A 21,432-nucleotide genomic window follows, 5' to 3' on the forward strand; every position below is an offset into this window, starting at 1 on the left:
CGCGTTAGATACGACCCGCCGTTCGTCTTCCGAGTTCTATAAGAGTTCTAGAACTTAAATGGTGGTGACCAGTTCAAAAGCTAAACGTCTGTGGGTGTTACACTATGGCATGGATGGGGAGACTGCCTTTCGGTTGTTCGTCGCCGGGGTGCTGGTGGTGGCGCCGACGATGCTGTTTCTGGGGCTGTGGCGCGGACTGATGGCGTTACGTGACGACGACCTCGCGAATCGAACGTTGAACGGCGAGTTCGGTCCCATCTCTGACGGACCGATTCCGGCCCGGGTGTTCGGCTTCGCCGCTCCGAACGGAGGACGTGGTTCGACCGGCGACGAATCGCTCGTTCGCTGTCCGAACTGTCAGTCGAAGAACCCGAGCTACGTCGACTACTGCGACGACTGCCTCGAACCGACCGGGTGAGTCGGCGCGACTGGAGTCGCTCTCGTGCACTCGCGGAGCGCTGGCGCGTTCCGGTCGCCCAGACGGGGGAGTCACGTTCCACCGGCTCGCGCTGGCGTAGCCTCACAGCGAGTAGTAGTCGTCGACGACGAGGAGGACGGCCTTGTACAGCGCGAGGACGATGGGCCCGAAGAAGAGCCCGAGCGGTCCCATCACGAAGAGACCGCCGACGACGCCGACGAGGACGACGCTCGGGTGTAGGTCCGCACCGCGGTCGACGAGGAATGCTCGGAGGTAGTTGTCGATCCAGCTTATGACGGTCGCGCTGTACGCGAAGAGGAATCCGGCGGCCAGGAACCGTCCGGCGACGAGGAGATAGACCGTGGCCGGCAGCCAGACGGCGGCGACGCCGACGACGGGGACGAACGCGAACAGCACCATCACGAGCGTCCAGAGCGCCGCGTTCGGGACGCCCGCGACGAACAGCCCGAGTCCCCCGAGCAGCCCCTGGACCAGTCCGACGAGGACGTGCCCCTCGATGACCGCCCAGGTGATGCGGTTCGCCTCGGCGTACAGTTCGTCCTGCACGTCGGGCGGCAGCGGCGTCAGGTCCCGAATCCACCCGACGAACTGCGCGCCGTCGACCAGGAAGTAGTAGAGGAGGAAGACGAACAGCGTTAGACCGATGAACGCGTTGACGGTCGCGCCGACGACCTCCGTCAGCTGCCCGGCGAACAGCTGGACGAACTGTTCGCCCAGGCCGGCCGCGTCCGAGGGAACGTCGATGGAGACGCCGAAGCGACCCGCCAGCCGCTCCACTTGCCGGAGGACGGGGCGGTCGGTTACGTTAGAGGTCGCGATGTTGCCGAGCGCGAGCACGACCAGCCCCACCGGGACGAGGAGGACCGCCACCGCGACCGCGAGGAGCCCCAGCGCGGTCGTCCGCGGTCCGAACCGGGACGCGTACCGCCGCTGCAGCGGATACAGCAGAAACGCCAGGAGAACCGCGGCGAGCACGTAGGTGACAAACGGCTGAACGATCAGGTAGGCCAGTACCGTGAGCACGGTCACCAGCAGGGCGAAGAAGCCGTCTCGGACGTTCATGACCGCGACGTACCACGCGCTCGGTTATCCATCTCACGCCGGTCGGACCCGGACGGCTCTCGCGTCGATTCGAGAGCGACCCCTCGCGAGTCGGCGATGTTCGCCCCCTCGCAGTCTGCCGGTTTCCGTCTCAATACTTAAGGATGGCTTGCGAGGACAAGGAACGGGGTGATGGGGCCAGTCGAGCTATGGTTTTCTCCGATGATCAGAAACTACGCCGCCGACGAACGTACCGAGGGCCCGCTCGACGAACGAGAGCTGTACGGCGACCCGCAGCACGAGGAAGCGACGGCCGACCGGTCCGAACTGATATCGTACGGCGACCCGCAGCACGAGGTCGCTGGGGAGACGGCGTCCGACGTCGAACTGGCACGCTGGGCTCATTCCTCCGGTCCGGAATCGGTCGAGCGGTACCCCGGTCGGCCGTCCACGGCGACGAGCGGCCCCGAAGCGGGACGCGAACGACCGAGGTCAGCTGCTCCGGTTCGTAGCGACGGTTACTGGCCTACTCGTCCGACTGGTCGTTCTTAGGACTGCCGATGGTTTCTCGAACGAGCGACTCGGTGGCGCGTCGCAGGCGTTCGGAGACGGCCTGGTGGGAGACGCCCAGGTCTTCCGCCAGGTCCTCAGCGGAGGCCTCCCGGGGTACGGTGAAGTACCCCGCTTCGACGGCGGCGAGCAGCGTCTCGCGCTGGACGTCGGTCAGCGCGCGCGAGTCGTCGGTCTTCGCGTCAGCGGTGTGGATCTCCCGGAGGTCCAGCGTCAGCTCGCGTTCGCGGCAGAAATCCACGTACTGCTGGAGACTCTCCCGGTCGGGGAACCGGAGCTGGACGGTCCAGCCGTCGCCCGACCGCTCCGCAGAGAGGAAAACCGCACCTAGCTCGGCCCAGCTCTGGTAGGTGATGACTTCCTCGCCTTCGTCGGTCAGATGTATCTTGTACAGTCGCGTTCCGTCGACCTCCGAGAGGACCACCGGGTCCGTCACGGTCGGGTCGTCTTCGATTCCGGCCTCGAACGCCGAGAAGTCGTCTCCGCCGGCCCAGAATATCATCGTCGTCGGCGACGAATCCGTCGCCGTCTGCTGTTCGACCGATACCGACATCTCCGGCACCTCGTTCAGGGCCCGCCGGAGCACCGGCGTCTCTAAACAGAAGGTGGCGATGACCGACATTCGAACGCTAGCTACACGAAGTGACGAAATAAATAGCTTGGCCATCACCGTCCGGTGGTCGACCGCTGGACTGCCGGTCGCGCTCCGTCGGTTCGCCACACGCTATTTACTGTCTCCCGTCGACGACGGACTCATGGAGTACGAAACCGTCGACGGCGAGGAGGTGCCGGCGGTCGGCCTCGGGACGTGGCGCATGTCGGGGCCGACCTGCCGGAACGCGGTCGCCACGGCGCTGGAACTGGGGTACCGCCACGTCGACACCGCCCAGTCGTACGACAACGAGCGCGACGTCGGCCGGGCGGTGGCGGTCGCCGACGTCGACCGCGAGGAGGTGTTCCTGACGACGAAGGTGTGGCCGATGCACCGTACCCACGACGACATCGTCGACTCGGTCCACGAGAGCCTCGCGCGCCTCGGTACCGACTACGTCGACCTGCTGCTCGTCCACTGGCCGAACCCGCTCGCGTCGACGGCCGAGGTGATGGGGGCACTCTCGGACCTCCGGCAGGACGGCGCGACCCGCCACGTCGGTGTGAGCAACTTCGACCGCGACCAGTTGCGGGAGGCCCGGCGGGTCTCCAGCGCTCCCGTCGTCACCGACCAGGTGCAGTTCCACCCGTTCGAACCGCAGCGCGAGTTGCTCGACTACTGCCAGGCGGAGGACGTACTGCTGACGGCGTACAGTCCGCTGGCGCACGGCGGCGTCATGCACGACCACGTCCTCACGGAAATCGGACGCAAGTATGACAAGAGCCCGGCCCAGACCGCGCTACGCTGGGCGCTCCAGCACGACGGCGTGGCCGCCATTCCGAAGGCGACGAGCCGTGAGCATCTCAAGGCGAACCTCGACGTCTTCGACTTCGAACTCACCGACACCGAGATGGCGCTCGTCGAACGCCCCTCCCGTCTCCAGAGCGGCCTGTCGATGCTCCGGGGTCGGCTGGGGGTGTAGGTCGACTGCGCGGTATCCGCTCACTCGCGCCGGGTGGTCGCGCCCGTCATCGCAGCACCAGTGCCGGGCGTCGCGGGTCGCGGCGACCGTCCTCACTCCGAGGACGACGACTCCGCGAGCAGCGCCGCCGCGCCCTCGACCGCTCCGGACTGCCCGAGGAGGGTGACGCGGTCTCCCTTTCGTAGAGTAACGTCCTGCGTCGGGACGACGAACTCGCCGCCTCGCTGGACGAGGACTACGACGGCCTGGTCGGGGAGGTCGACATCTTCTATCCGCTCGCCGTCGACGGCGTCGGAGACGACCGTCTCCTCGGCGAACGTCTGCTTGTGGCCGGTAGTCCGCTTCCACTCGGACAGGCTCGGAAGCGACACGAGTTCATCTACCGCGGTCGCGGTCGCCTCGGGGCGCGTTATCGCTAGGATACCGAGGTCTTCGAGTGCGTTCGCTCTCGTCTGGTCGTTCACCAGCGAGACGAGCGTGTCGACGCCGAAGGCCGACCGAGCCGTCTGGCACGCCAGGACGTTGGTCGCGTCGTCGCTGGTCGTGGCGACGACCATCTCCGCGTCGTCGGCGTTCGCGTCGCCGAGCACGTCGGCGTCCGTACCGTCTCCGTGGACGACGGAGTAGTCCCGGGAGCGGAGTGCCGCGACGACGTCCCCGTCGCGCTCGACGATGAGGGGGTCGTGACCGCCGTCTTCGAGTTCGTCCGCCAGCGTCCGTCCGATGTCGCCGCCGCCGATAATGAGCGTTGTCATGGGTACGATGTCGAGCGTTCGAGCGACGAGCGGTGCACCACCTGCTTCGGTCACCACCGTCACGAGGATGACGAGGAAGACGAGGCTCGCGACGCTGTCGGCGTTCGCCACCCCGGCCGCCGAGAGCTGGAGCGTGAACAGGGTCGCCGTCGCGGCAGGGATGATACCCCTCGGTCCTACGGCGGCGATGAACAGCCGCTCGTTCCGCGAGAAGTTGGAGCCGTAGGTCGAGACGAACACGCCGAGCGGCCGAACGACGAGCATCGTGACGAGCACAACGCCGATGCCGCCCGGGCCGAGCGCGGCGATGTCTTCGAACCGGATGAGCGCCGCCAAGATGAGGTACACCGCCCCGAGGACGATGGTCGACACGTCGCCGCTGAATCCGGCTATCTCCTGCTGGTAGGGGACGTCGAGGCTCCCCAAGAGTAGTCCCGCGACGGCCACCGTCACTACCCCTGCTTCCGTCGCGAAGGCGGTGGCGACGGTGTAGGACAGTAACGCGCTCGCCAGAACGACGAGCCGCGAGTCCTGTGGCGACGCGCTCAACCGCCGGAGCACGTAGCCGACCACCCCCGCGGTGACGAGGCCGACGAGGACGCCGATGGCCATCTGGGTGACAAATTCGCCGACGAGGTCACCGCCGCCCGCGGCAGGCCTCGCGCTCAGCGTCGCGGAGAAGACGACAGCCCCGAGGACGGCCGCGATGGGGTCGTTGACGATGCCCTCGGTTTCGAGAAGCCGAGCGACGCTCTCGCGCACCGTTATCTGCTCGAGAATCGGCGTGATGACGGTCGGCCCCGTCGCGACGAGGAGGGCGGAGACGAGAAACGAGATGGTCCACTGCAGGCCGAGCAGGCCTCGAATCGCCAGGCCCACCCCGACGAAGGTGACGAGGGAACCGACGGTGACGAGCGCGAGCGTCGCGCGCGAAGTACGTCTCATTCTGCCGAGCGAGAGGGAGAACGCGCCCTCGAAGACGATTATCGCGACGGCGAACCCGACGATGTCCTCGAGTTCGTCGGTGAACAGGGAAGCCTCCAGAAATCCGATGGCCTCCGGACCGACGAGAACGCCGAAGGCGAGCAGGAACACCACCGTCGGAACTCCGTATCGGTTCGCCAGCAACTTCGAGGCGGCCGTGAACGTGACGATGACCGAGATGGCGACCAGTGGATCCGTGGTCATTCCTTTCCCCCGCGTCGTTCGGTATGCTCCTCTACCCCTACCCCCGACTGACAGCGCCGCGTTGCTCCGTCGTCGGAGACTACCTGGCCTCTCCGTCGTTCCGGTCCCCCGACCTCTTTCCTGCTGCGTCTGCCTCCTCACCGGTCGGACGCTTCGCCGTCGACCGTCCGTCTCCGGACGGGGTCCGACAGTCCCGTTGGACGACCGTCCAGATAAGCGTTTTCTCGGCGATTCGCACGACCGACCCGCGTTTCTCCGACGACGCGAAGCGGTGACGCTACTCCCGGCGGGGGAAAGACTTATCGCAAGATGCCAGAACATGTACACGATGGCATCCGTTTTCGTCGGACGGTGCTAGTGCTGTGGAGTCGGGTGGAGTCCCGGTCCGGGCCGCATCCTACGGTCGTCGCCGGGACGGAAACCATCGGCTCCGACATTTCTCGACAGTAGCGACTGCAACCGACTCAGCGCAATCCACAGCACTGCAACCATGTCAGCCACGACAACCCCGACAGCACAGCTAGCCAACCCTCTCCGAGTCCGCAGCCCCCGACGGAGGTGCCGCGATGAGTGACCCCGACGTCGTCGAACTCGCCAAGCGCCGCGGGTTCTTCTTCCAGGCGAACGAGGCCTACGGCGGCGTCGCCGGCTTCTACACGTTCGGCCCCCGCGGTGCGGCACTGAAGCGCAACGTCGAGGACGCGTGGCGCCGCCAGTTCGTCGTTCGGGAGGGTCACCACGAGATAGAGTCGCCGACGGTCGTCCCCGAAGCGGTGTTCGAGGCGTCCGGCCACCTCGACACGTTCGACGACATGCTCGTCGAGTGTCCGGAGTGCGGCGAGAGCCACCGGGCCGACCACCTCGTCGAGGACGCCAGCGACGTCGAAGACGCCGAGAGCCTGCCGGCCGCCGACGTCGAGGAACTCCTCGCGACGTGCGGCGTCGACTGTCCGACGTGTCGCACCACGCTCGCGGACGAACCCGTCACGGGGTTCAACCTGATGTTCGAGACGTCCATCGGCCCCGGCAGTTCGCGGGCGGGCTACCTCCGGCCGGAGACCGCCCAGGGCATCCTGGTCGAGTTCCCGCGGCTCAAGGAGTACGCTCGCAACCAGCTTCCGTTCGGCGTCGCCCAGATCGGCAACGGCTACCGCAACGAGATAAGTCCGCGACAGTCCCTCCTTCGCGTCCGCGAGTTCACGCTCGCGGAACTCCAGCAGTTCACGGCTCCCGACGGCGACGGTCCGGACCTCGAACCGGTCGCCGACGAGACGGTCCGGCTCTACCCGGCCGACGCACAGGAACGCGACGAGGAGTGCGTGGAGCTGACGGTCCGCGAGGCGCTCCGGGAGGACGTCGTCGCGAACGAGTGGCTCGCCTACTACCTCGGCCGCGCCCGGCAGTGGTTCGAGGGCGTGGGCGTCGACCCGGAACGCCTTCGCTTCCGCCAGCACCTCCCCGGCGAACTCGCCCACTACGCGAGCGCCTGCTGGGACGCCGAGGCCAGACTCCACGGCGACTGGGTCGAAATCGCCGGCTTCGCGTTCCGGGCCGACCACGACCTCTCGAAGCACGACGCTCACTCTGACGAGCGATTCACCCTCTTCCAGGGGTACGACGAACCGAAGGTCGTCGAACGTCCGACGGTCGACCCGGACATGAGCTACCTCGGTCCCGAGTTCGGCGACGTCGCCACCGACGTCGCGGACGCGCTCGAAGCCCTCGTCGAGCGCGACCCCGCCGCGTTCCGGAGTGAGGACGTCACCGTCGAGATCGACGGCGAGACGTACGCGGTGCCCGTCGAGAAGACGGGCTTCAGCGTCGACGAGGTCACGGAGACCGGCGAACACGTCACGCCCCACGTCGTCGAGCCGTCCATCGGTATCGACCGCGTCGTCTACGGCGTTCTCGTCCACTCGCTCCGCCGCGACGAGGTCGGTGGCGACGGTCGCACCCGACTCGCGCTCCCGACGGCGGTCGCACCGACCGTCGCCGGCGTCTTCCCGCTCACGGGCGGCCAGGCCGACCGCGCTCGCGAACTGGCCGACCGCCTCACGCGCCGCGGCATCCCGGCGACGTACGACGACTCCGGTAGCATCGGCCGTCGGTACCGTCGACAGGACGAGATCGGCACGCCGTTCTGCGTCACGCTCGACGAACGGACGTCCAACGACGAACGGGCGACCGTCCGCGAACGTGACAGCACCGCGCAGGTTCGCGTTCCGGTGGACGACGTTCCGGAGACGCTCGCGTCGCTCCGGGCCGGCGAGACGACGTTCGAGGCCGTCAGTCGGGAGTACGACGACGACCGCCGGTAACTCCCACGGCGGTCGCCGCGACGCTACTCGACCAGTCGGTCGACGATACGGGAGCCGACCCGGAAGGCGTTCTCCAGGCCGAGTTCCACCGTGGCCGCGTCGAGGTCCTCGTCGATGCCCTCTCGCGCGGTCCGGCCCTCGGGCGGGCGGTCGAAGTTAACGACGCCCCGGACGCTGAGATAGCTCTCCAGGCGGTCGAAGCGGTCGAGCGCGGCCGCCGTGCCGAAGTCCTCCATCTCGGTCGTCGCGTACTCTCCGGCGTCGTACCGGTCGACGAGCCACCGGGCCGCCTCGGCGTGGCGCGCGCCGTGCCAGAACTCGTCACCGCAGAGGGTCGTCCCCACGGCCACCGTCGGCGCACCCCGCGCGGCGTCCTGCGAGTAGCGCTCGCGGTGCTCTCGCGCCCGCTCCGTGTCGCGGAGGGCAACGTCGCTCGCCCACCCGTACGCTCGCTCGACGAAGTCGTCGTCGAGACCGTAGGCGTAGTCGCGGGGCCGGTAGGGGAGCAGTCGCATCGTCTCGACGGGGTCGTCGTCCCCCGCCCCGTCCCACCGCTGCTTGCGGTCCCAGTCGACGACGTGGTCGGCGATAAAGACGGAGCCGAGAGTGCCGGCCTCGGGCGAGGCCCCGGCGATGCCGACCGTCAGGAAGGCGGCATCCGAGCAGTCGAGACCGGGCGCACGGAGCAGCGCGGTGACGGTCGCGGCGGCGTCGGCCTTCCCCATCCCGGTCGGCGTGATGGCGACGCCGTCGTCGGTGTACCTGACCGGAGCGTTCGCGCCCGGAACGGCGAGTTCGCGGTCGAAGGCGTACTCGTCGAGCCACGGTTCGACCTCGTTGGGGAGGTCGGCCTCGACGGTGACGTCCCCGGCGGCGAACGCCGGCAGCACCACCACGTCGGGTTCGACGGGCGTCGCGGCATCTCCCGGGTCGTCCCTGGTGGGCTCGGGCATCGCTCTACCCGATGGCTGGCCGAGCACCGGTTAAAATCTGCCGGCTGGGGCGGTTCGTCGCCCGGTCAGAGATACGAGTCGTCGTACTCCTCGCTCGACCGCGTCGCGTGGACGTTCCCGCACTCGCTGCACTCGATTCGGCCCACGTCGTCGACCACCGTGTCGAGCGACCCGCAGTTCCCGCAGTAGTAGCCGTACTGCTCCTCGTACGCCTCACCGGAGTACGCCACGAAGAAGGACGCCTCGGTCCCGGACTCGGTCTCCTCGCGGGCGACGTACATCCGGTCGCCGTCCTCGGTCGTCGCGGTCAGTTCGCCGTCCCGCGTCTCGGTGTTCGGGAAGTCGGTGGTCTCCTCGCCCTCGGCACCGGTCTCGGCCGTTCCGCCGTCGCCCGACTCGGCCGCCTCGGACTGTTCGGCATTCGACTCCTCGCTGTAGACGTACTCGACGAGCGACTCGCCGCCGACTTCGACTTGCCGTTCGTCGACGCGAACGAACCCGAACTCCTCGAAGAACTGGTGGCCCTCGGTGTTGGCCTCCAGCGCGGTCGCCTCGACCCGTTCGACGTCGCGGTCGCGCAGTCGCTCGACGGCGTTCTCGAACAGTTCGGCGCCGGCGCCGCGACCGCGCTGTTCGGGGTCCACGAGCACCCAGCGCAACACCCCGTTTCCGTCCTCGACCTCGCCGACTGCAACGCCGATGACCGTCCCTTCGCCGCCGGACTCGGCCTCGTCGCTCGTCTCCGCGTCGGCCTCGGCGACGACGAGGACGGTCCCGTCGTCGTCGAACGCCTCCGACAGGCGCTCCTCCCCGAACGTCGTGTCGGCGATGTTCTCTATCTGCTGCGGACTGAGGGCGTACGAGGTGGTCATCGCGCTCTCGGTCAACTCGCGGATTCGTGCGGCGTCGTCGTCGCTCGGTTCGCGGAGTTGCATACCCGCGAATAGTCCGCCGAGTCCGATAAGTGCGTGGGCAGAACGGACGTACGTGTCGGTGGCGATAGGTGTGTCCGCGGTCCGCCCCGAGCGGTCGCGGGTCCCGACGCGGCTCGCGCCGGGTCAGTCGCCCTCCAGGGGGACCTCGACGAGCGACATCCCGTCGGCGTCGACCGTCTCGTCGAGGGCGACCGCTATCTCGTCCCAGGACTCGGCGCGGTAGGCGTCGATGCCGAAGCTCTCCGCGAACGAGACGAAGTCGGGGTTCGACAGCTCCGTGCCGGTGTGGGCGTCGCGGTGAGCCTCCTGCTGCTCGGAGATGAGGCCGTAGTCGTCGTCGTTGAACAGGAGGATGGTGTACTCACAGCCCAGTCGGTTCGCGGTCTCTATCTCAGCGGCGTTCATCAGGAACCCCCCGTCGCCGGTGGCGACGACGACGTTCTCGTCGGTCGCGAGGTCGGCCGCGACGCCGCCCGGAACCGCGATGCCCATGCTAGCGAGGCCGTTGGAGATGAGGACCGTGTTCGGCTCGTACGCCGGGAACGCGGTGGCGATCGCCATCTTGTGGCTGCCCACGTCCGAGATGAGCACGTCCTCGTCGTCCATCGCCTCGCGGAGGATGGGCAGTGCGTTCCGGACGGTGACGGGGTCGTCCTCGTCCGGTCGGTCGACCACCTGTCGCGCGATGGCCTCGCGCTCCTCGCGGTACCACGCGTCGTCGCAGGTCACGTCGGCGGCCTCGTCGAGCCGTTCCAGCCCGGCGGAGAGGTCACAGACGAGTTCGACGCTCGGGTTGTAGTGTTCGTACACCTCAGCGGGCTCGTGGTCGAGGTGGACGATGTCCTTGTCGAGGTCTGGGTTCCAGTTCTCGGGGTCGTGCTCGGCGATGTCGTACCCCACGGCGAGCACGCAGTCGGCGCGGGCAATGGCGTCTTCCGCCTCGCCGTTCTCGCCCGAGTCGAGCGTGAACAGCGAGTGGTCGTCGCGGTCCGACAGCGCCCCCTTGCCCATGTAGGTCGCGGCGACGGGCACGCCCCGGTCGTCGACGAACTCTCGGAGAGCCTCGGCCGCCCGGGTTCGGACGGCGCCGTTGCCCGCGATGACCAGCGGATGCTCCGCGGATTCGAGCAGTTCGGCGGCGCGTTCGACCGATTCGTCGTCGGGGTCCGGACGACGGACTCGTCCCCGTGGTTCCAGCGGTTCGGCGTCCGTCTCCTCGGCAGCGACGTCCTCCGGAAGTTCGAGGTGGGTCGCGCCCGGCTTCTCGTACTCGGCGAGCTTGAACGCCTTGCGCACGGACTCGTTGATGACGCCGGGGTCTGTCACCTGGGTGTTCCACTTGGTCACCGACTTGTACGTGTGGAGGACGTCCAGCGTCTGGTGGCTCTCCTTGTGCAGGCTCTCGAGACCCGACTGGCCCGTGATGGCGACCAGCGGACTCTTGTCGAGGTGAGCGTCCGCCACGCCGGTGAGGAGATTCGTCGCGCCCGGGCCGAGCGTCGAGAGGCAGACGCCCGCGTCGCCGGTCAGCCGACCGTGCACGTCGGCCATGAACGCCGCGCCCTGTTCGTGACGCACCGGGATGAACTCCACGTCGGAGTCCGCCATCGAGAAGAGCACGTCTTCGAGTTCCTCGCCCGGGAGGCCGAAGACGTACTCGACGCCCTCCGCTTCGAGACACTCGACCAGAAGGTCGGAGGCTAGCATGGCTACGCGTACGGGACCGCGCGACAACTGTCTGACGGCAGTCGAGAATCGCTTGCGGCGGTTACCTTCGGTTCGCGTTCTGCTGCCCGCCGGACCACGATTCGACGTGTCTTGCCGTCCGCTTCGGGATGGTCGAGGCCGCCCGACGCGACCGGATACTTATACTCCTCCGGCCCGTCTGTCGCTGGAAGGGGGGTTTCACGTGAGCGAACCCGAACAGCAGACCGGACTGGAGGAGGCCGAGGAGTCGACGACGGACTCGCAGGCACAGGAGTTCCGCGCGGAACGCTCGCCACAGCAGCGACAGGTGGCCGCGGAGGCGGCGCGCGAGCGCGAACGGGCGGCGGCCGGCGAGGAGCGAGAGGACGGAGAGACGGTCCACCTGAAGGTGTTTCGCTACGACCCGGACGTCCCGGAGAAGCAGGAACCCCGGTTCGACCACTTCTACGTCCCGGCCGAGCGGGGACTGACGGTTCTCGACGCACTCATCTACGCTCGCGACCACTTCGACACGACGCTGACGGTGCGTCACTCCTGCCGGCAGGCCATCTGCGGCAGCGACGCGGTGTTCATCAACGGCCGCCAGCGACTCGCCTGCAAGACCCAGGTGGCTGGACTCGACGAACCGGTGCAGGTGGAACCGCTTCCCCACCAGGACGTCGTCAAGGACCTGGTCGTCGACATGGAGCACTTCTACGACCAGATGCACGCCGTCGAACCGTTCTTCCAGCCCGACGCGGTCCCGGAGGACGACCTGAAAGAGCAGCACCAGAGCCGCGAGAACCGCGAGAAGATCAAGCTGGCGACGCGCTGCATCTGGTGTGGTGCGTGTATGTCCTCGTGTAACATCGCCGCCGGCGACAACCAGTATCTCGGTCCGGCGGCCATCAGCACGGCCTACCGGTTCGCGTTCGACGAGCGCGAGGGCGACGACGCGACGGAGCACCGACTGGACCTGATGGATCAGGAGCACGGCGTCTGGCGCTGTCAGACCCAGTTCTCCTGTACGAACGTCTGTCCGAAGGATATCCCGCTGACCGAGCACATCCAGGAACTCAAGCGCTCGGCGGTGAAGAACAACCTCAAGTTCTGGTGACGCTCACCGCTCCGGGACGGGCGTAGCGTCGTCGAATCTCGCCAGACTGCTCACGGTCGACATATGGTCGCTGGCGAGTCGTCTTCGCCGACCGCTCGCCGTCGGGGGCTCGCTCTCGCCGGTCGTCCGCCCCTCGTCCTACGGCCCGGGTCGCTAAACCCACGCTCGAACTTCATCGCAACGAAGTCAGGTTTTCGATAGGACTGAACCACCCCCGAAAATATGACAAACTACCGAAAGGAATTACCCGTTGCCCGCCGACCCTCTGTTCGATGGCACAGATCGGCACCGACCTGGCGGTCTCCACGCTAATGGGGGTGTTCTTGCTACTGGTGGTGTACTACATCCTCAGCCTCGAGGACTGGCGGTCGTACGCACCGACCGTCGGCGGGGGAACGGCGGAGCGGGGGGAAGAGCGCGGCGAATACGCCGAGAAGCCGTCGGGCCTGACGCGCTGGCTCACGACGGTCGATCACAAGGACATCGGGATGCTGTACGGCGTGTACTCGCTGGTGACGCTCTCGTGGGGCGGTATCGCGGTGCTGCTGATGCGACTCGAACTGTTCACGCCGGACACGCTCCTCTTCTCAGTGCAGTTCTACAACGGGCTTTTGACGTCGCACGGACTCACGATGCTCCTGTTGTTCGGGACGCCGATGATCGCCGCGTTCGGGAACTACTTCATCCCGCTGCTCATCGGAGCGGACGACATGGCGTTCCCGCGCATCAACGCCATCGCGTTCTGGCTGTTGCCTCCTGCCGCCCTGCTCGTGTGGGCTGGCTTCCTCGTTCCGGCGCTGGCGCCGTCCCAGACGAGCTGGACGATGTACACGCCGCTGTCCATCGAACAGCCCAGTCCGAGCGTCGACCTGATGCTGCTCGGCCTACATCTCTCCGGCATCGCGACGACGATGGGCGCGATAAACTTCATCGCGACCATCTTCACCGAGCGCGGCGACGACGTCGGCTGGCCCGACCTCGACCTGTTCTCGTGGACGCTGCTCACCCAGTCGGGGCTCATCCTGTTCGCGTTCCCGCTGCTGGGGAGCGCGCTCGTCATGCTGCTGCTCGACCGGAACTTCGCGACGACGTTCTTCGCGACCGAAGGTGGCGGGCCCATCCTCTGGCAGCACCTGTTCTGGTTCTTCGGCCACCCCGAGGTGTACATCCTCGTGCTACCGCCGATGGGACTGGTCAGTCTCATCCTGCCGCGGTTCTCCGGCCGGAAGCTGTTCGGGTTCAAGTTCGTCGTCTACTCGACGCTAGCCATCGGCGTCCTCTCGTTCGGCGTCTGGGCCCACCACATGTTCGCCACCGGTATCGACCCCCGGATTCGGGCGAGTTTCATGGCGGTGTCGCTGGCCATCGCAATACCGAGCGCGGTCAAGGTGTTCAACTGGATCACCACCATGTGGAACGGGAACATCCGGTTGACTGCGCCGATGCTGTTCAGCATCGGATTCGTCCAGAACTTCATCATCGGCGGCGTCACCGGCGTCTTCCTTGCCTCGATTCCCATCGACCTCGTGCTCCACGACACCTACTACGTCGTCGGGCACTTCCACTTCATCGTCATGGGTGCCATCGCCGTCGCCCTGTTCGCTGCATTCTACTACTGGTTCCCCATCTACGCCGGAAAAATGTACCAGAAGCGGCTGGCTCACTGGCACTTCTGGCTGACGATGATCGGTTCGAACGTCACGTTCTTCGCGCTACTGTTCCTCGGATACGGCGGCATGCCGCGCCGCTACGCGACCTACCTGCCACAGTTCGCCACCTGGCACCAGGTCGCCACCGTCGGCGCGCTCATCATCGGTGCCGGCCAGTTAATCTTCGTCTGGAACATCGTTCAGTCCTGGATGGAAGGCCCAATAGTTGAGGACGCCGACCCGTGGGACCTCGAAGCGGACGGCCTCCGCTCGAAGGAGTGGCGTTGGTTCGCCCGCCGTCAGGAGACCGCCATCGCCGACGGGACGGGCGACGGTGAGGGGGAGTCGTCCGGCGGCTCCGGGGGTGACGACTGATGCCGCACTCCATCTGGAACCGCGAGACGCTGCTCGACATCACGGTGAATCTCGTTCCCCTGTTCATCCTCCTGTTCTTCACCGTTATGTACGCCGTCTGGACGCCGTGGACAGGCGAGCCGCTGATCTACGCCATGATGCACGTGTTGACCGTGTTTCCCCTGCTCCTCCTCGCCCTCTTGACGTACATCGCGGCGCAGTACCTGTGAACTGGCGACGACGAGCATCGGGGAACGGTCGTGACGTGACACGGCCGCCGTCTCGTCGTGGTCGGTACTGTCGTCTTCTCCGTCCGACGTCCCAGTGTGCCGTCCGCGAAAAGTTTTATCACTTGGTGATATCACTAGGTAATCGATGACGGAACGACAGCGAGCGCGAAATGGCGAGGTCACAGAAGCGATGGAGCGAGTCGCGGAGCGCGAACGGGTCGACCCGGCGTTCGTCCGCGAACAGGTCGCGGAGGGCCGGGCGGTGATACCGAACAACCGCGAGCACGACGCGCTCGACCCGATGATAATCGGTCGGGCGTTCTCGACGAAGGTGAACGCGAACATCGGCGCGAGCGACGAGGCCAGCGACGCCGACGAAGAACTCCGGAAGCTCCACACCGCCGTCCACTACGGCGCGGACACGGTGATGGACCTCAGCACCGGCGGCGACCTCGACGCCATCCGGGCGTCGAACGTCGAGCACTCGCCGGTTCCAGTGGGAACGGTTCCCATATACGAGGCCGTAACGCACGCGGGAAGTCCGGAAGACATCACGCCGGACCTCTTGGTCGACGTGATAGAGAAACAGGCCGAGCAGGGCGTCGACTACCAGACCATCCACGCCGGCGTCCTGGCCGAACACCTTCCGCTCACCGACGGCCGGAAGACCGGCATCGTCTCGCGCGGCGGCTCCATCCTCGCCGAATGGATGGAGGAGAACGGCGAACAGAACCCCCTTTACACCCGGTTCGAGGACATCTGCGATATCTTCGCCGAGTACGACGTGACGTTCAGCCTCGGCGACGGACTCCGTCCCGGCTGTCTCGCCGACGCCGGCGACAACGCCCAGTTCGCCGAACTGGAGACGCTCGGCGAACTCACCCGGACCGCGTGGGAGCGCGGCGTGCAGGTCATGGTCGAGGGACCGGGTCACGTCCCGATGGACCGAATCGCCGGCCAGGTCGAGCGCCAGCAAGAGGTCTGTGACGGCGCGCCGTTCTACGTGCTCGGCCCGCTCGTGACCGACGTCGCGCCGGGCTACGACCACATCACCAGCGCCATCGGCGCGACCGAAGCCGCCCGCGCCGGCGCGGCGATGCTCTGTTATGTCACCCCGAAAGAACACCTCGGTCTGCCCGAGGCGGCGGACGTTCGCGACGGTCTCGCGGCCTACCGCATCGCCGCCCACGCCGCCGACGTCGCGAACGGTCGCGAGGGTGCCCGCGACTGGGACGACGCGCTCTCCGAGGCCCGGTACGCCTTCGACTGGCGTCGGCAGTTCGACCTCGCGCTCGACCCCGAGCGCGCCCAGGAGTACCACGACCAGACGCTCCCCGGCGACAACTACAAGGAGGCGCGGTTCTGCTCGATGTGCGGGGCGGAGTTCTGCTCGATGCGCATCGACCAGGACGCTCGCGAGGCGGGCGAGATGGCCGCCATCGACGACGAGACGGACCTCGCCGCCTCGGTCGCCGCCGAGGTGAACCGGCCGCCGGTCGGCACGCACGACGCCGAGACGTCCGAACTCCCCGACGTCGCCGAAGCTGGAGACGACTGACGGCGAACTGCTGCCGTCTCGCGGCGGCAGGGACTTACCGCCTCGCTCCTAACGGTCGACCATGTACACCGGGAAGACGGAGCAGCCCTGCTGTCTCTGCGACGACCCGGACGCTCCGGTGCGCGTCGACCTGCCGCCGCGAGCGATTCCGGAACTCAAACACGGCGACCCCATCGCGTGGCAGGACGTCGTCGGCGAGGTGTCCATTCACTTCTGCGAGAGCGACTGGGCGGTCGTCCGGGACCTCGTACTCGACGCCGGGATGAGTCCCCTGCCGCGTTGCAACGCCGCCCGAGCGTCCTTCGACCTCCGCGAGGACTTCGAGGCGCTGCTGGACCGCACCCGCGACGAACCTGACCAGAGCGGCGTCGAATCCCAACTGCTGGAGCGCAGCGAGCAAGTCATGGCCGAGTACGGGCAGGACTCGCTCCACAGCGAGCGCGACCTCGTCGAAGCGAAGATCGTCCGGTGGGTGCTGGAAGCGGACGGCGTCGCTCCCGAGGGCGCCTGATACGGTCTGCTCCTCGCGTCGACTCGTCGGGGTGAGATTGAACACCTCCGCGCTCGTCCCTCCAAGCCATGGCCTCCTTTCGTGGCGCGATACTCGACGTGGACGGCACGCTCGTGCGCGGGAACGACCGCATTCCGGGCGCCCGCGAGGGCGTACGGGTCCTCCGCGACGCCGGCGCGGACCTCCTCCTCTGTTCGAACAATCCGACCCGTCCGGCGGAGTACCACGCCGACCGACTCACGGCCCACGGCATCGACGTCGCCCCCGGGCAGGTGCTCACCGCCGCGACCGTCACCGTGGAGTACCTCGCGAGCGAACACCCGGATGGCGTGCCGTTCGTCGTCGGCGAGCCGTACCTCCACGACCTGCTCCGGGAGTACGGCTTCGACCCCACGGACGACCCCGATGCCGCGGACGTGGTCGTCGCGTCCATCGACCGGGAGTTCGACTACGACCGTCTCACGCGGGCGTTCTGGGCGCTCGAAGACGGCGCGGCGTTCGTCGGGACCGACCCCGACCGCACCATCCCGACGAGCGAACGGCTCGTCCCCGGATCGGGGGCCGTCGTCAACGCCATCGCGGGCGTGGCGGGCCGCGAGCCGGACCGGGTGCTCGGCAAGCCCTCGGAGGAGACGGCGGCGACGGCGCTAGAGCGACTCGGCGTCGCCGCGGAGCGTTGCCTGGTCGTCGGCGACCGCCTCGACACCGACGTCGCGCTCGGCGAGCGTCTGGGGATGACGACCGCGCTCGTCCTCTCCGGCGTGACGACGCGAGCGGACCTCGACGACGCGGCCGTGCGACCGGACCACGTACTCGACTCGCTGGCAGAGGTCGGTCGGCTACTGGACTGACCGCGGAGTCGCCCGACTCGACCGCCTCGGGCAGGTCGGGGCGCGCTCGACGCTCGACGGACCGGGGAGCGGGGCGGCGCGGGAAACGACGACCGGCGCTCCGGTTCGCACTTCCGGGATTCCAACGTTGCCGGTCGGCTCACGGCGGCGTTCCACGGAATCGAACGAAATGCTCAACATCTCGCGGCGCCTATATACCTCTCGATTCGGGGCGGTAGAACGCATCGAGCCCGTCGTTTTTGGCGCGTTTCCCCTCCGATAGGAGACGAAACCATGACCAGCAAAACGCAGACGAAGAAAGTGCAGCCCGTCGACCTCTACCAGTTCGAGGATACCGAGGTGCGGGCAGAAGACGACGACCACGCCCGCCTGCACGGATACTTCCCGCTCTCGCCAGGGACGCCGAACGCCAGCGACGTCACTGCCGACGACCTCACGATGGTCTGCATGGAGATCCAGCCCAGCGACTACCTGCCGACGCACACCGACAGCAGCGAGGAACTGCTCGTCGTAACCGCCGGGACGGTCGCGGCGACCGTCGACGGGGAGACGGTCGAACTCTCGACCGGCCAGTGCGCGGTCGTCCCCGAGATGGTCCCGCACGGTCTCGAAACTGTCGGCGACGAACCGGCCCGCGTTCTCGGCATCTTCCCCGACGACGAACTCACCGCCACCTTCGAGACGACGCTCCAACCGTTCGGCACGAACGTCGTGACCATCGGCGGCGACGCCGACTGATCCCGGTGGGGAGGGCCGGCGTCGCGTCCGAGTGCGGGCAGGGAACCGCGGCGATAGACGGCGACGCGACTCACTTCTCCGTCCACTCGCCGCCGACGCGGTCGACGCCCATCATCGCTTCGCCGGGGTGTTCGGTGAACACGACTTTCATGTTCGGGTCGGGGACGTCGAAGGCGTCGCCGGCGTACTCCATTGTTCCGAGCGCAAACGCTCGCTTTCGCTCGTGGGAGCGACCGCGACGGATCTGGGCGTCGAGGAACAGCAACGGCCCGTCGACGCCTCGTCCGAGGTGCATCTCCGCGTCGGCTCGCTCGCGAATCGTGACGGCGACGTGGCCGGCCGTGGTCGCCATCTCGTGGGTGTACAGTTCGGTCACTCGTTCCGCGAACGTCGTCTTCTCGTCGGCGGCCAGCGAGAGCGTCGTGTCGAACTGGAGCAGGGGCACGGTGTCGACTGGGCGGGCGAGCGTGTTGTACCTGCCGGGCGAGCGGTCGGCGACTCACTCCGCGCCGAGAAGGAACGCGCTCAGTTCCTCCCGATACGCCTCCGGCCGGTCCTCCATCACCCAGTGAGTGGCGTCGTCCAGTCCGGTAAGCTCGGCGTCCGCGATGTCGTCCCGGAGGCGCTCCGCGTACTCGATGGCCTGAAGCTCGTCGTCGGCACCCCACAACAGGAGCGTCTCCGCGGAGACCGCCCCGGGGTCGATTTCCGTCGTATGGCTCGTGTTCGTCGCGACGGCGTTCCGGACGAGCGAGGTGAGCCCCGCTTCGGACTGCCACGGCGTCGTCATTCCGTCGAGGAACTCCGGCGACGGGTCACCGCTCGACAGCGTGTCCGTGAACGTCTCCTCGAGCATCTGCCGTAGCTCCTCGACGCTCGTCTCCTCGACCGTCGACGGGAGTCCGAGCTCCGTGATGAACGGAACCGGCCACGAGTCGTAGGCGACGGCGTTGGACAGTACGAGCCGGTCGACGGCGTCCGGATTGTGAGCGGCGTACCGAAGGAAGACGCCGCCGCCGAGGTCGTGTCCGACCAGCGACACGGCGTCCAGACCGAGCGTCTCGACGAGTTCGTCGACCATCACCTCCTGGGCGCGGAGCGACCGGTCGAACCCGTCGTACATCGACGAGTTCCCGTAGCCGACCATGTCCGGGACGATTACGCGACGTTCCTCGCTGATGGGCGGAACGACGTTCCGCCACAGGAACGAGTTCGTCGGAATTCCGTGGAGGAACAGGACCGGGTCGCCGGACCCCTCGTCGTAGTAGGCGACCTCGAGTTCGTGTCCGTCGACCGAGACGGTCGCGGTTTCCTGTTCCGAACTCCAGTCGTCGTAGTTCACTTTCGATCTCCCCCGTACGTCGTATCGCTGGCACGTCCCAAACTACTACTGGCTAAGAGTCTCAATCTCGACGACCCGCCGTGGGCCGTGACGTCTGTCCGCTGTCGGAACGGTTCTGCGGCAATTCTCTCTGGTATCTGTGACCCGGGTAGACGCCGACGAACGCCACGTTCCGGCGCGAAACGGCCAGAAGTCCCGGTACGACGTTTTTGGGGCCGACATCGGCTGCCGCACTCACTACCGCGAAATCCAGACGGATAACCGAGCGCTCGCTAGGGAACGCAAGGATGAGCCAACACGAATCTCGCGGGAACGCCGGAACGTTCGTCGCGAATCTCTTCGACCTCCAGTATCGCGAAGTGATGATGGCGTTCGCGACGCTCGCCGTCCTCGTCGGTTCGGTCGTCTTCTTCCCCGGAGCGGAGAACGTCACGAAAGGCGTGCAGTCGAACATCTCCCTCGGCCTGTTTGCACTGTTCGTCGGCGTCGCAATCGTCGCCGGCGTGGTCAAGGGCATGATCGGGTTCGGATACTCGCTCATTACGACGCCGATCTTCGCGTCGGTCATCGACCCGACGCTCGCGGTCGTCGTCCTGGCCATCCCGCCGTGGATGATCAACATGTTCCAGATCGGCGAGACCGACACGGGCCTCACGTTCGTCCGCGAGGAGTGGGCGCTGATGCTGCTGGCCGTCGTCGGTTCCGTCGTCGGCGTGTCGTTCCTCGCACAGTTCCGGACCGGTCCCATAATCCCGTTCCTCATCGGTCTCGTCATCTTCGGGTACGTCGTCTTCCAGGTCGTCCAGAACTTCGTGACGATTCGGCAAGCACACCACCCCGTCGCGCTCGGCGTGGCGGGCTTCCTCGAAGGATTCCTGCTCGCCGTCGCCAATCTCGGCCCGCTCCTGCCCGCCTACTTCCACACGTTCGAACGCGACGTCGAACGATACATCGGCGGACTCTCGATGGTGCTCGGAACCATCTTCACCGTCCGCATCGTCCAGATGGTCCTCTTCACCGACCTGATGACGACCTACCGACTCTGGCTCGGGTCGGTCATCGCCGTCATCACCGTCGTCGGGTTGCTGATCGGCACGTACCTCCGTCGGCTGGAGATAGACGAACGGAAGTTCAACTGGTTCGTCGTCGTCCTCCTGTTCGTCATCGCGCTCAACATCTTCCGGAACACGATTCCGGCGCTGCTCCCCTGACCGGCTCTCAGGGCTTGAGGTAGGCGTAGCCCTCGTCCTGGAGTTGCGCGACTTCACCGATGCCCGAGGACACGAGTTCGACGCCGTCGATGAGGTCGTCCCCGGTGAGGTCCTTGCCCTCTATCGTGTTGCGGCACTGCCTGAAGCTGACGCCGCGCTCCTGAAGCGCTTCGACCGTCTCGCGCTGGGGGGAGTCCGTCGTCAGGAGGGCGAGGCCGCCGCTGTTGACCACAAGTGCGACGGCATCGACGTCGACCGTGTCGTCGTCGAGGAGGTTGGCGACGTTGTTGACGACGCGCTCGTGGAGGTCCGAATCGTCGTTCGAGTGGTGGAACACGGCTTTCATGCGAGTGAAGTACCTCGGGGCGTGTCCCCGAGGCTTCACCGTTTTGTCCGAGCGCCCAGAAACGGG

General features: G+C 67.0%; 21 protein-coding genes. 12 read left to right on the top strand and 9 right to left on the bottom strand.

What is annotated here, in order from left to right:
* Positions 1-109: 109 nt before the first annotated feature.
* Positions 110-418, top strand: coding sequence for a hypothetical protein (locus tag ACRYA2_RS15940; protein ID WP_433630194.1), 309 nt, complete (start codon positions 110-112; stop codon positions 416-418).
* A 102-nt stretch (positions 419-520) separates the two neighbouring features.
* Here the strand turns inward: ACRYA2_RS15940 and ACRYA2_RS15945 are convergent, their stop codons facing one another.
* Entirely contained in the window at positions 521-1,501 is a 981-nt protein-coding gene (locus ACRYA2_RS15945) for an AI-2E family transporter (protein WP_433630197.1), read from the bottom strand.
* 201 nt (positions 1,502-1,702) lie between these two features.
* Between ACRYA2_RS15945 and ACRYA2_RS15950 the strand changes: the two genes are divergently transcribed.
* Positions 1,703-2,032 carry a hypothetical protein gene (locus ACRYA2_RS15950; protein WP_433630199.1) on the top strand — a complete coding sequence of 110 codons (330 nt, stop codon included), beginning with the start codon at positions 1,703-1,705 and terminating at the stop codon, positions 2,030-2,032.
* Here ACRYA2_RS15950 and ACRYA2_RS15955 read toward each other — a convergent pair.
* Positions 2,007-2,672, bottom strand: a complete 666-nt coding sequence (locus ACRYA2_RS15955) for a helix-turn-helix domain-containing protein (RefSeq protein WP_433630202.1) — start codon at positions 2,670-2,672, stop codon at positions 2,007-2,009. The genes ACRYA2_RS15950 and ACRYA2_RS15955 overlap by 26 nt on opposite strands.
* Before the next feature lie 133 nt (positions 2,673-2,805).
* On the opposite strand from ACRYA2_RS15955, the gene ACRYA2_RS15960 reads away from it, so the two are divergent.
* Positions 2,806-3,624 carry an aldo/keto reductase gene (locus ACRYA2_RS15960; protein WP_433630204.1) on the top strand — a complete coding sequence of 273 codons (819 nt, stop codon included), beginning with the start codon at positions 2,806-2,808 and terminating at the stop codon, positions 3,622-3,624.
* A gap of 92 nt (positions 3,625-3,716) precedes the next feature.
* On the opposite strand, the gene ACRYA2_RS15965 is transcribed toward ACRYA2_RS15960, so the two are convergent.
* Entirely contained in the window at positions 3,717-5,567 is a 1,851-nt protein-coding gene (locus ACRYA2_RS15965; protein ID WP_433630207.1) for a cation:proton antiporter domain-containing protein, read from the bottom strand.
* A 566-nt stretch (positions 5,568-6,133) separates the two neighbouring features.
* Between ACRYA2_RS15965 and glyS the strand changes: the two genes are divergently transcribed.
* The gene (gene glyS, locus ACRYA2_RS15970; RefSeq protein ID WP_433630210.1) at positions 6,134-7,885 is read left to right on the top strand and encodes a glycine--tRNA ligase; all 1,752 of its coding nucleotides are present in this window, start codon (positions 6,134-6,136) and stop codon (positions 7,883-7,885) included.
* A gap of 23 nt (positions 7,886-7,908) precedes the next feature.
* Here glyS and ACRYA2_RS15975 read toward each other — a convergent pair whose 3' ends face one another.
* The 3 genes from ACRYA2_RS15975 to ACRYA2_RS15985 form a co-directional block, all read right to left on the bottom strand.
* Positions 7,909-8,838 carry a phosphorylase family protein gene (locus ACRYA2_RS15975; RefSeq protein WP_433630213.1) on the bottom strand — a complete coding sequence of 310 codons (930 nt, stop codon included), beginning with the start codon at positions 8,836-8,838 and terminating at the stop codon, positions 7,909-7,911.
* A 65-nt stretch (positions 8,839-8,903) separates the two neighbouring features.
* Positions 8,904-9,773, bottom strand: coding sequence for a GNAT family N-acetyltransferase (locus tag ACRYA2_RS15980; RefSeq protein WP_433630215.1), 870 nt, complete (start codon positions 9,771-9,773; stop codon positions 8,904-8,906).
* Positions 9,774-9,896: 123 nt separating this feature from the next.
* On the bottom strand, positions 9,897-11,480 hold the full coding sequence (locus ACRYA2_RS15985; protein WP_433630218.1) for an acetolactate synthase large subunit: 1,584 nt from the start codon (positions 11,478-11,480) through the stop codon (positions 9,897-9,899).
* Positions 11,481-11,682: 202 nt separating this feature from the next.
* Between ACRYA2_RS15985 and ACRYA2_RS15990 the strand changes: the two genes are divergently transcribed.
* The 7 genes from ACRYA2_RS15990 (at position 11,683) to ACRYA2_RS16020 (ending at position 18,467) form a co-directional block, all read left to right on the top strand.
* A complete protein-coding gene (locus ACRYA2_RS15990; RefSeq protein ID WP_433630221.1) occupies positions 11,683-12,576 on the top strand; it encodes a succinate dehydrogenase/fumarate reductase iron-sulfur subunit in 894 nt (297 codons plus the stop codon).
* Positions 12,577-12,848: 272 nt separating this feature from the next.
* Entirely contained in the window at positions 12,849-14,600 is a 1,752-nt protein-coding gene (ctaD, locus tag ACRYA2_RS15995) for a cytochrome c oxidase subunit I (protein WP_433630224.1), read from the top strand.
* On the top strand, positions 14,600-14,809 hold the full coding sequence (locus tag ACRYA2_RS16000; protein ID WP_433630227.1) for a DUF6684 family protein: 210 nt from the start codon (positions 14,600-14,602) through the stop codon (positions 14,807-14,809). The genes ctaD and ACRYA2_RS16000 overlap by 1 nt, the downstream gene beginning before the upstream one ends.
* A gap of 145 nt (positions 14,810-14,954) precedes the next feature.
* Entirely contained in the window at positions 14,955-16,367 is a 1,413-nt protein-coding gene (thiC, locus tag ACRYA2_RS16005; RefSeq protein WP_433630230.1) for a phosphomethylpyrimidine synthase ThiC, read from the top strand.
* A gap of 61 nt (positions 16,368-16,428) precedes the next feature.
* Complete coding sequence (locus ACRYA2_RS16010) at positions 16,429-16,878, top strand: DUF7960 family protein (RefSeq protein WP_433630233.1); 450 nt, start codon at positions 16,429-16,431, stop codon at positions 16,876-16,878.
* A gap of 68 nt (positions 16,879-16,946) precedes the next feature.
* A complete protein-coding gene (locus ACRYA2_RS16015; protein ID WP_433630235.1) occupies positions 16,947-17,729 on the top strand; it encodes an HAD-IIA family hydrolase in 783 nt (260 codons plus the stop codon).
* 273 nt (positions 17,730-18,002) lie between these two features.
* Positions 18,003-18,467: a cupin domain-containing protein gene (locus ACRYA2_RS16020; protein WP_433630238.1), complete on the top strand. Its 465-nt coding sequence runs from the start codon at positions 18,003-18,005 to the stop codon at positions 18,465-18,467.
* 70 nt (positions 18,468-18,537) lie between these two features.
* Here the strand turns inward: ACRYA2_RS16020 and ACRYA2_RS16025 are convergent, their stop codons facing one another.
* Positions 18,538-18,912, bottom strand: a complete 375-nt coding sequence (locus ACRYA2_RS16025) for a tautomerase family protein (RefSeq protein ID WP_433630241.1) — start codon at positions 18,910-18,912, stop codon at positions 18,538-18,540.
* A gap of 54 nt (positions 18,913-18,966) precedes the next feature.
* Positions 18,967-19,809: an alpha/beta fold hydrolase gene (locus ACRYA2_RS16030; protein ID WP_433630244.1), complete on the bottom strand. Its 843-nt coding sequence runs from the start codon at positions 19,807-19,809 to the stop codon at positions 18,967-18,969.
* Positions 19,810-20,096: 287 nt separating this feature from the next.
* Here ACRYA2_RS16030 and ACRYA2_RS16035 point away from each other — a divergent pair, with 287 nt between their 5' ends.
* A complete protein-coding gene (locus tag ACRYA2_RS16035) occupies positions 20,097-21,020 on the top strand; it encodes a TSUP family transporter (RefSeq protein WP_433630247.1) in 924 nt (307 codons plus the stop codon).
* 7 nt (positions 21,021-21,027) lie between these two features.
* Here ACRYA2_RS16035 and ACRYA2_RS16040 read toward each other — a convergent pair.
* Positions 21,028-21,432, bottom strand: a 405-nt coding sequence (locus ACRYA2_RS16040) for a DsrE family protein (protein WP_433630250.1), incomplete at its 5' end; no start/stop codon positions are given.

The organism is Halomicrococcus pelagicus (genome assembly GCF_050954125.1).

Excerpts from the sequence above, each read along its gene's own strand:
- ACRYA2_RS15965 (WP_433630207.1), bottom strand. The coding sequence starts at position 5,567 with ATGACCACGGATCCACTGGTCGCCATCTCGGTCATCGTCACGTTCACG.
- ACRYA2_RS15955 (WP_433630202.1), bottom strand. The coding sequence starts at position 2,672 with ATGTCGGTCATCGCCACCTTCTGTTTAGAGACGCCGGTGCTCCGGCGG.
- ctaD (WP_433630224.1), top strand. The coding sequence starts at position 12,849 with ATGGCACAGATCGGCACCGACCTGGCGGTCTCCACGCTAATGGGGGTG.
- glyS (WP_433630210.1), top strand. The coding sequence starts at position 6,134 with ATGAGTGACCCCGACGTCGTCGAACTCGCCAAGCGCCGCGGGTTCTTC.
- ACRYA2_RS15940 (WP_433630194.1), top strand. The coding sequence starts at position 110 with ATGGATGGGGAGACTGCCTTTCGGTTGTTCGTCGCCGGGGTGCTGGTG.
- ACRYA2_RS16015 (WP_433630235.1), top strand. The coding sequence starts at position 16,947 with ATGGCCTCCTTTCGTGGCGCGATACTCGACGTGGACGGCACGCTCGTG.
- ACRYA2_RS15975 (WP_433630213.1), bottom strand. The coding sequence starts at position 8,838 with ATGCCCGAGCCCACCAGGGACGACCCGGGAGATGCCGCGACGCCCGTC.
- ACRYA2_RS15985 (WP_433630218.1), bottom strand. The coding sequence starts at position 11,480 with ATGCTAGCCTCCGACCTTCTGGTCGAGTGTCTCGAAGCGGAGGGCGTC.
- ACRYA2_RS15960 (WP_433630204.1), top strand. The coding sequence starts at position 2,806 with ATGGAGTACGAAACCGTCGACGGCGAGGAGGTGCCGGCGGTCGGCCTC.
- thiC (WP_433630230.1), top strand. The coding sequence starts at position 14,955 with ATGACGGAACGACAGCGAGCGCGAAATGGCGAGGTCACAGAAGCGATG.
- ACRYA2_RS16035 (WP_433630247.1), top strand. The coding sequence starts at position 20,097 with ATGAGCCAACACGAATCTCGCGGGAACGCCGGAACGTTCGTCGCGAAT.
- ACRYA2_RS16000 (WP_433630227.1), top strand. The coding sequence starts at position 14,600 with ATGCCGCACTCCATCTGGAACCGCGAGACGCTGCTCGACATCACGGTG.
- ACRYA2_RS15950 (WP_433630199.1), top strand. The coding sequence starts at position 1,703 with ATGATCAGAAACTACGCCGCCGACGAACGTACCGAGGGCCCGCTCGAC.
- ACRYA2_RS16010 (WP_433630233.1), top strand. The coding sequence starts at position 16,429 with ATGTACACCGGGAAGACGGAGCAGCCCTGCTGTCTCTGCGACGACCCG.
- ACRYA2_RS15945 (WP_433630197.1), bottom strand. The coding sequence starts at position 1,501 with ATGAACGTCCGAGACGGCTTCTTCGCCCTGCTGGTGACCGTGCTCACG.
- ACRYA2_RS16020 (WP_433630238.1), top strand. The coding sequence starts at position 18,003 with ATGACCAGCAAAACGCAGACGAAGAAAGTGCAGCCCGTCGACCTCTAC.
- ACRYA2_RS15980 (WP_433630215.1), bottom strand. The coding sequence starts at position 9,773 with ATGCAACTCCGCGAACCGAGCGACGACGACGCCGCACGAATCCGCGAG.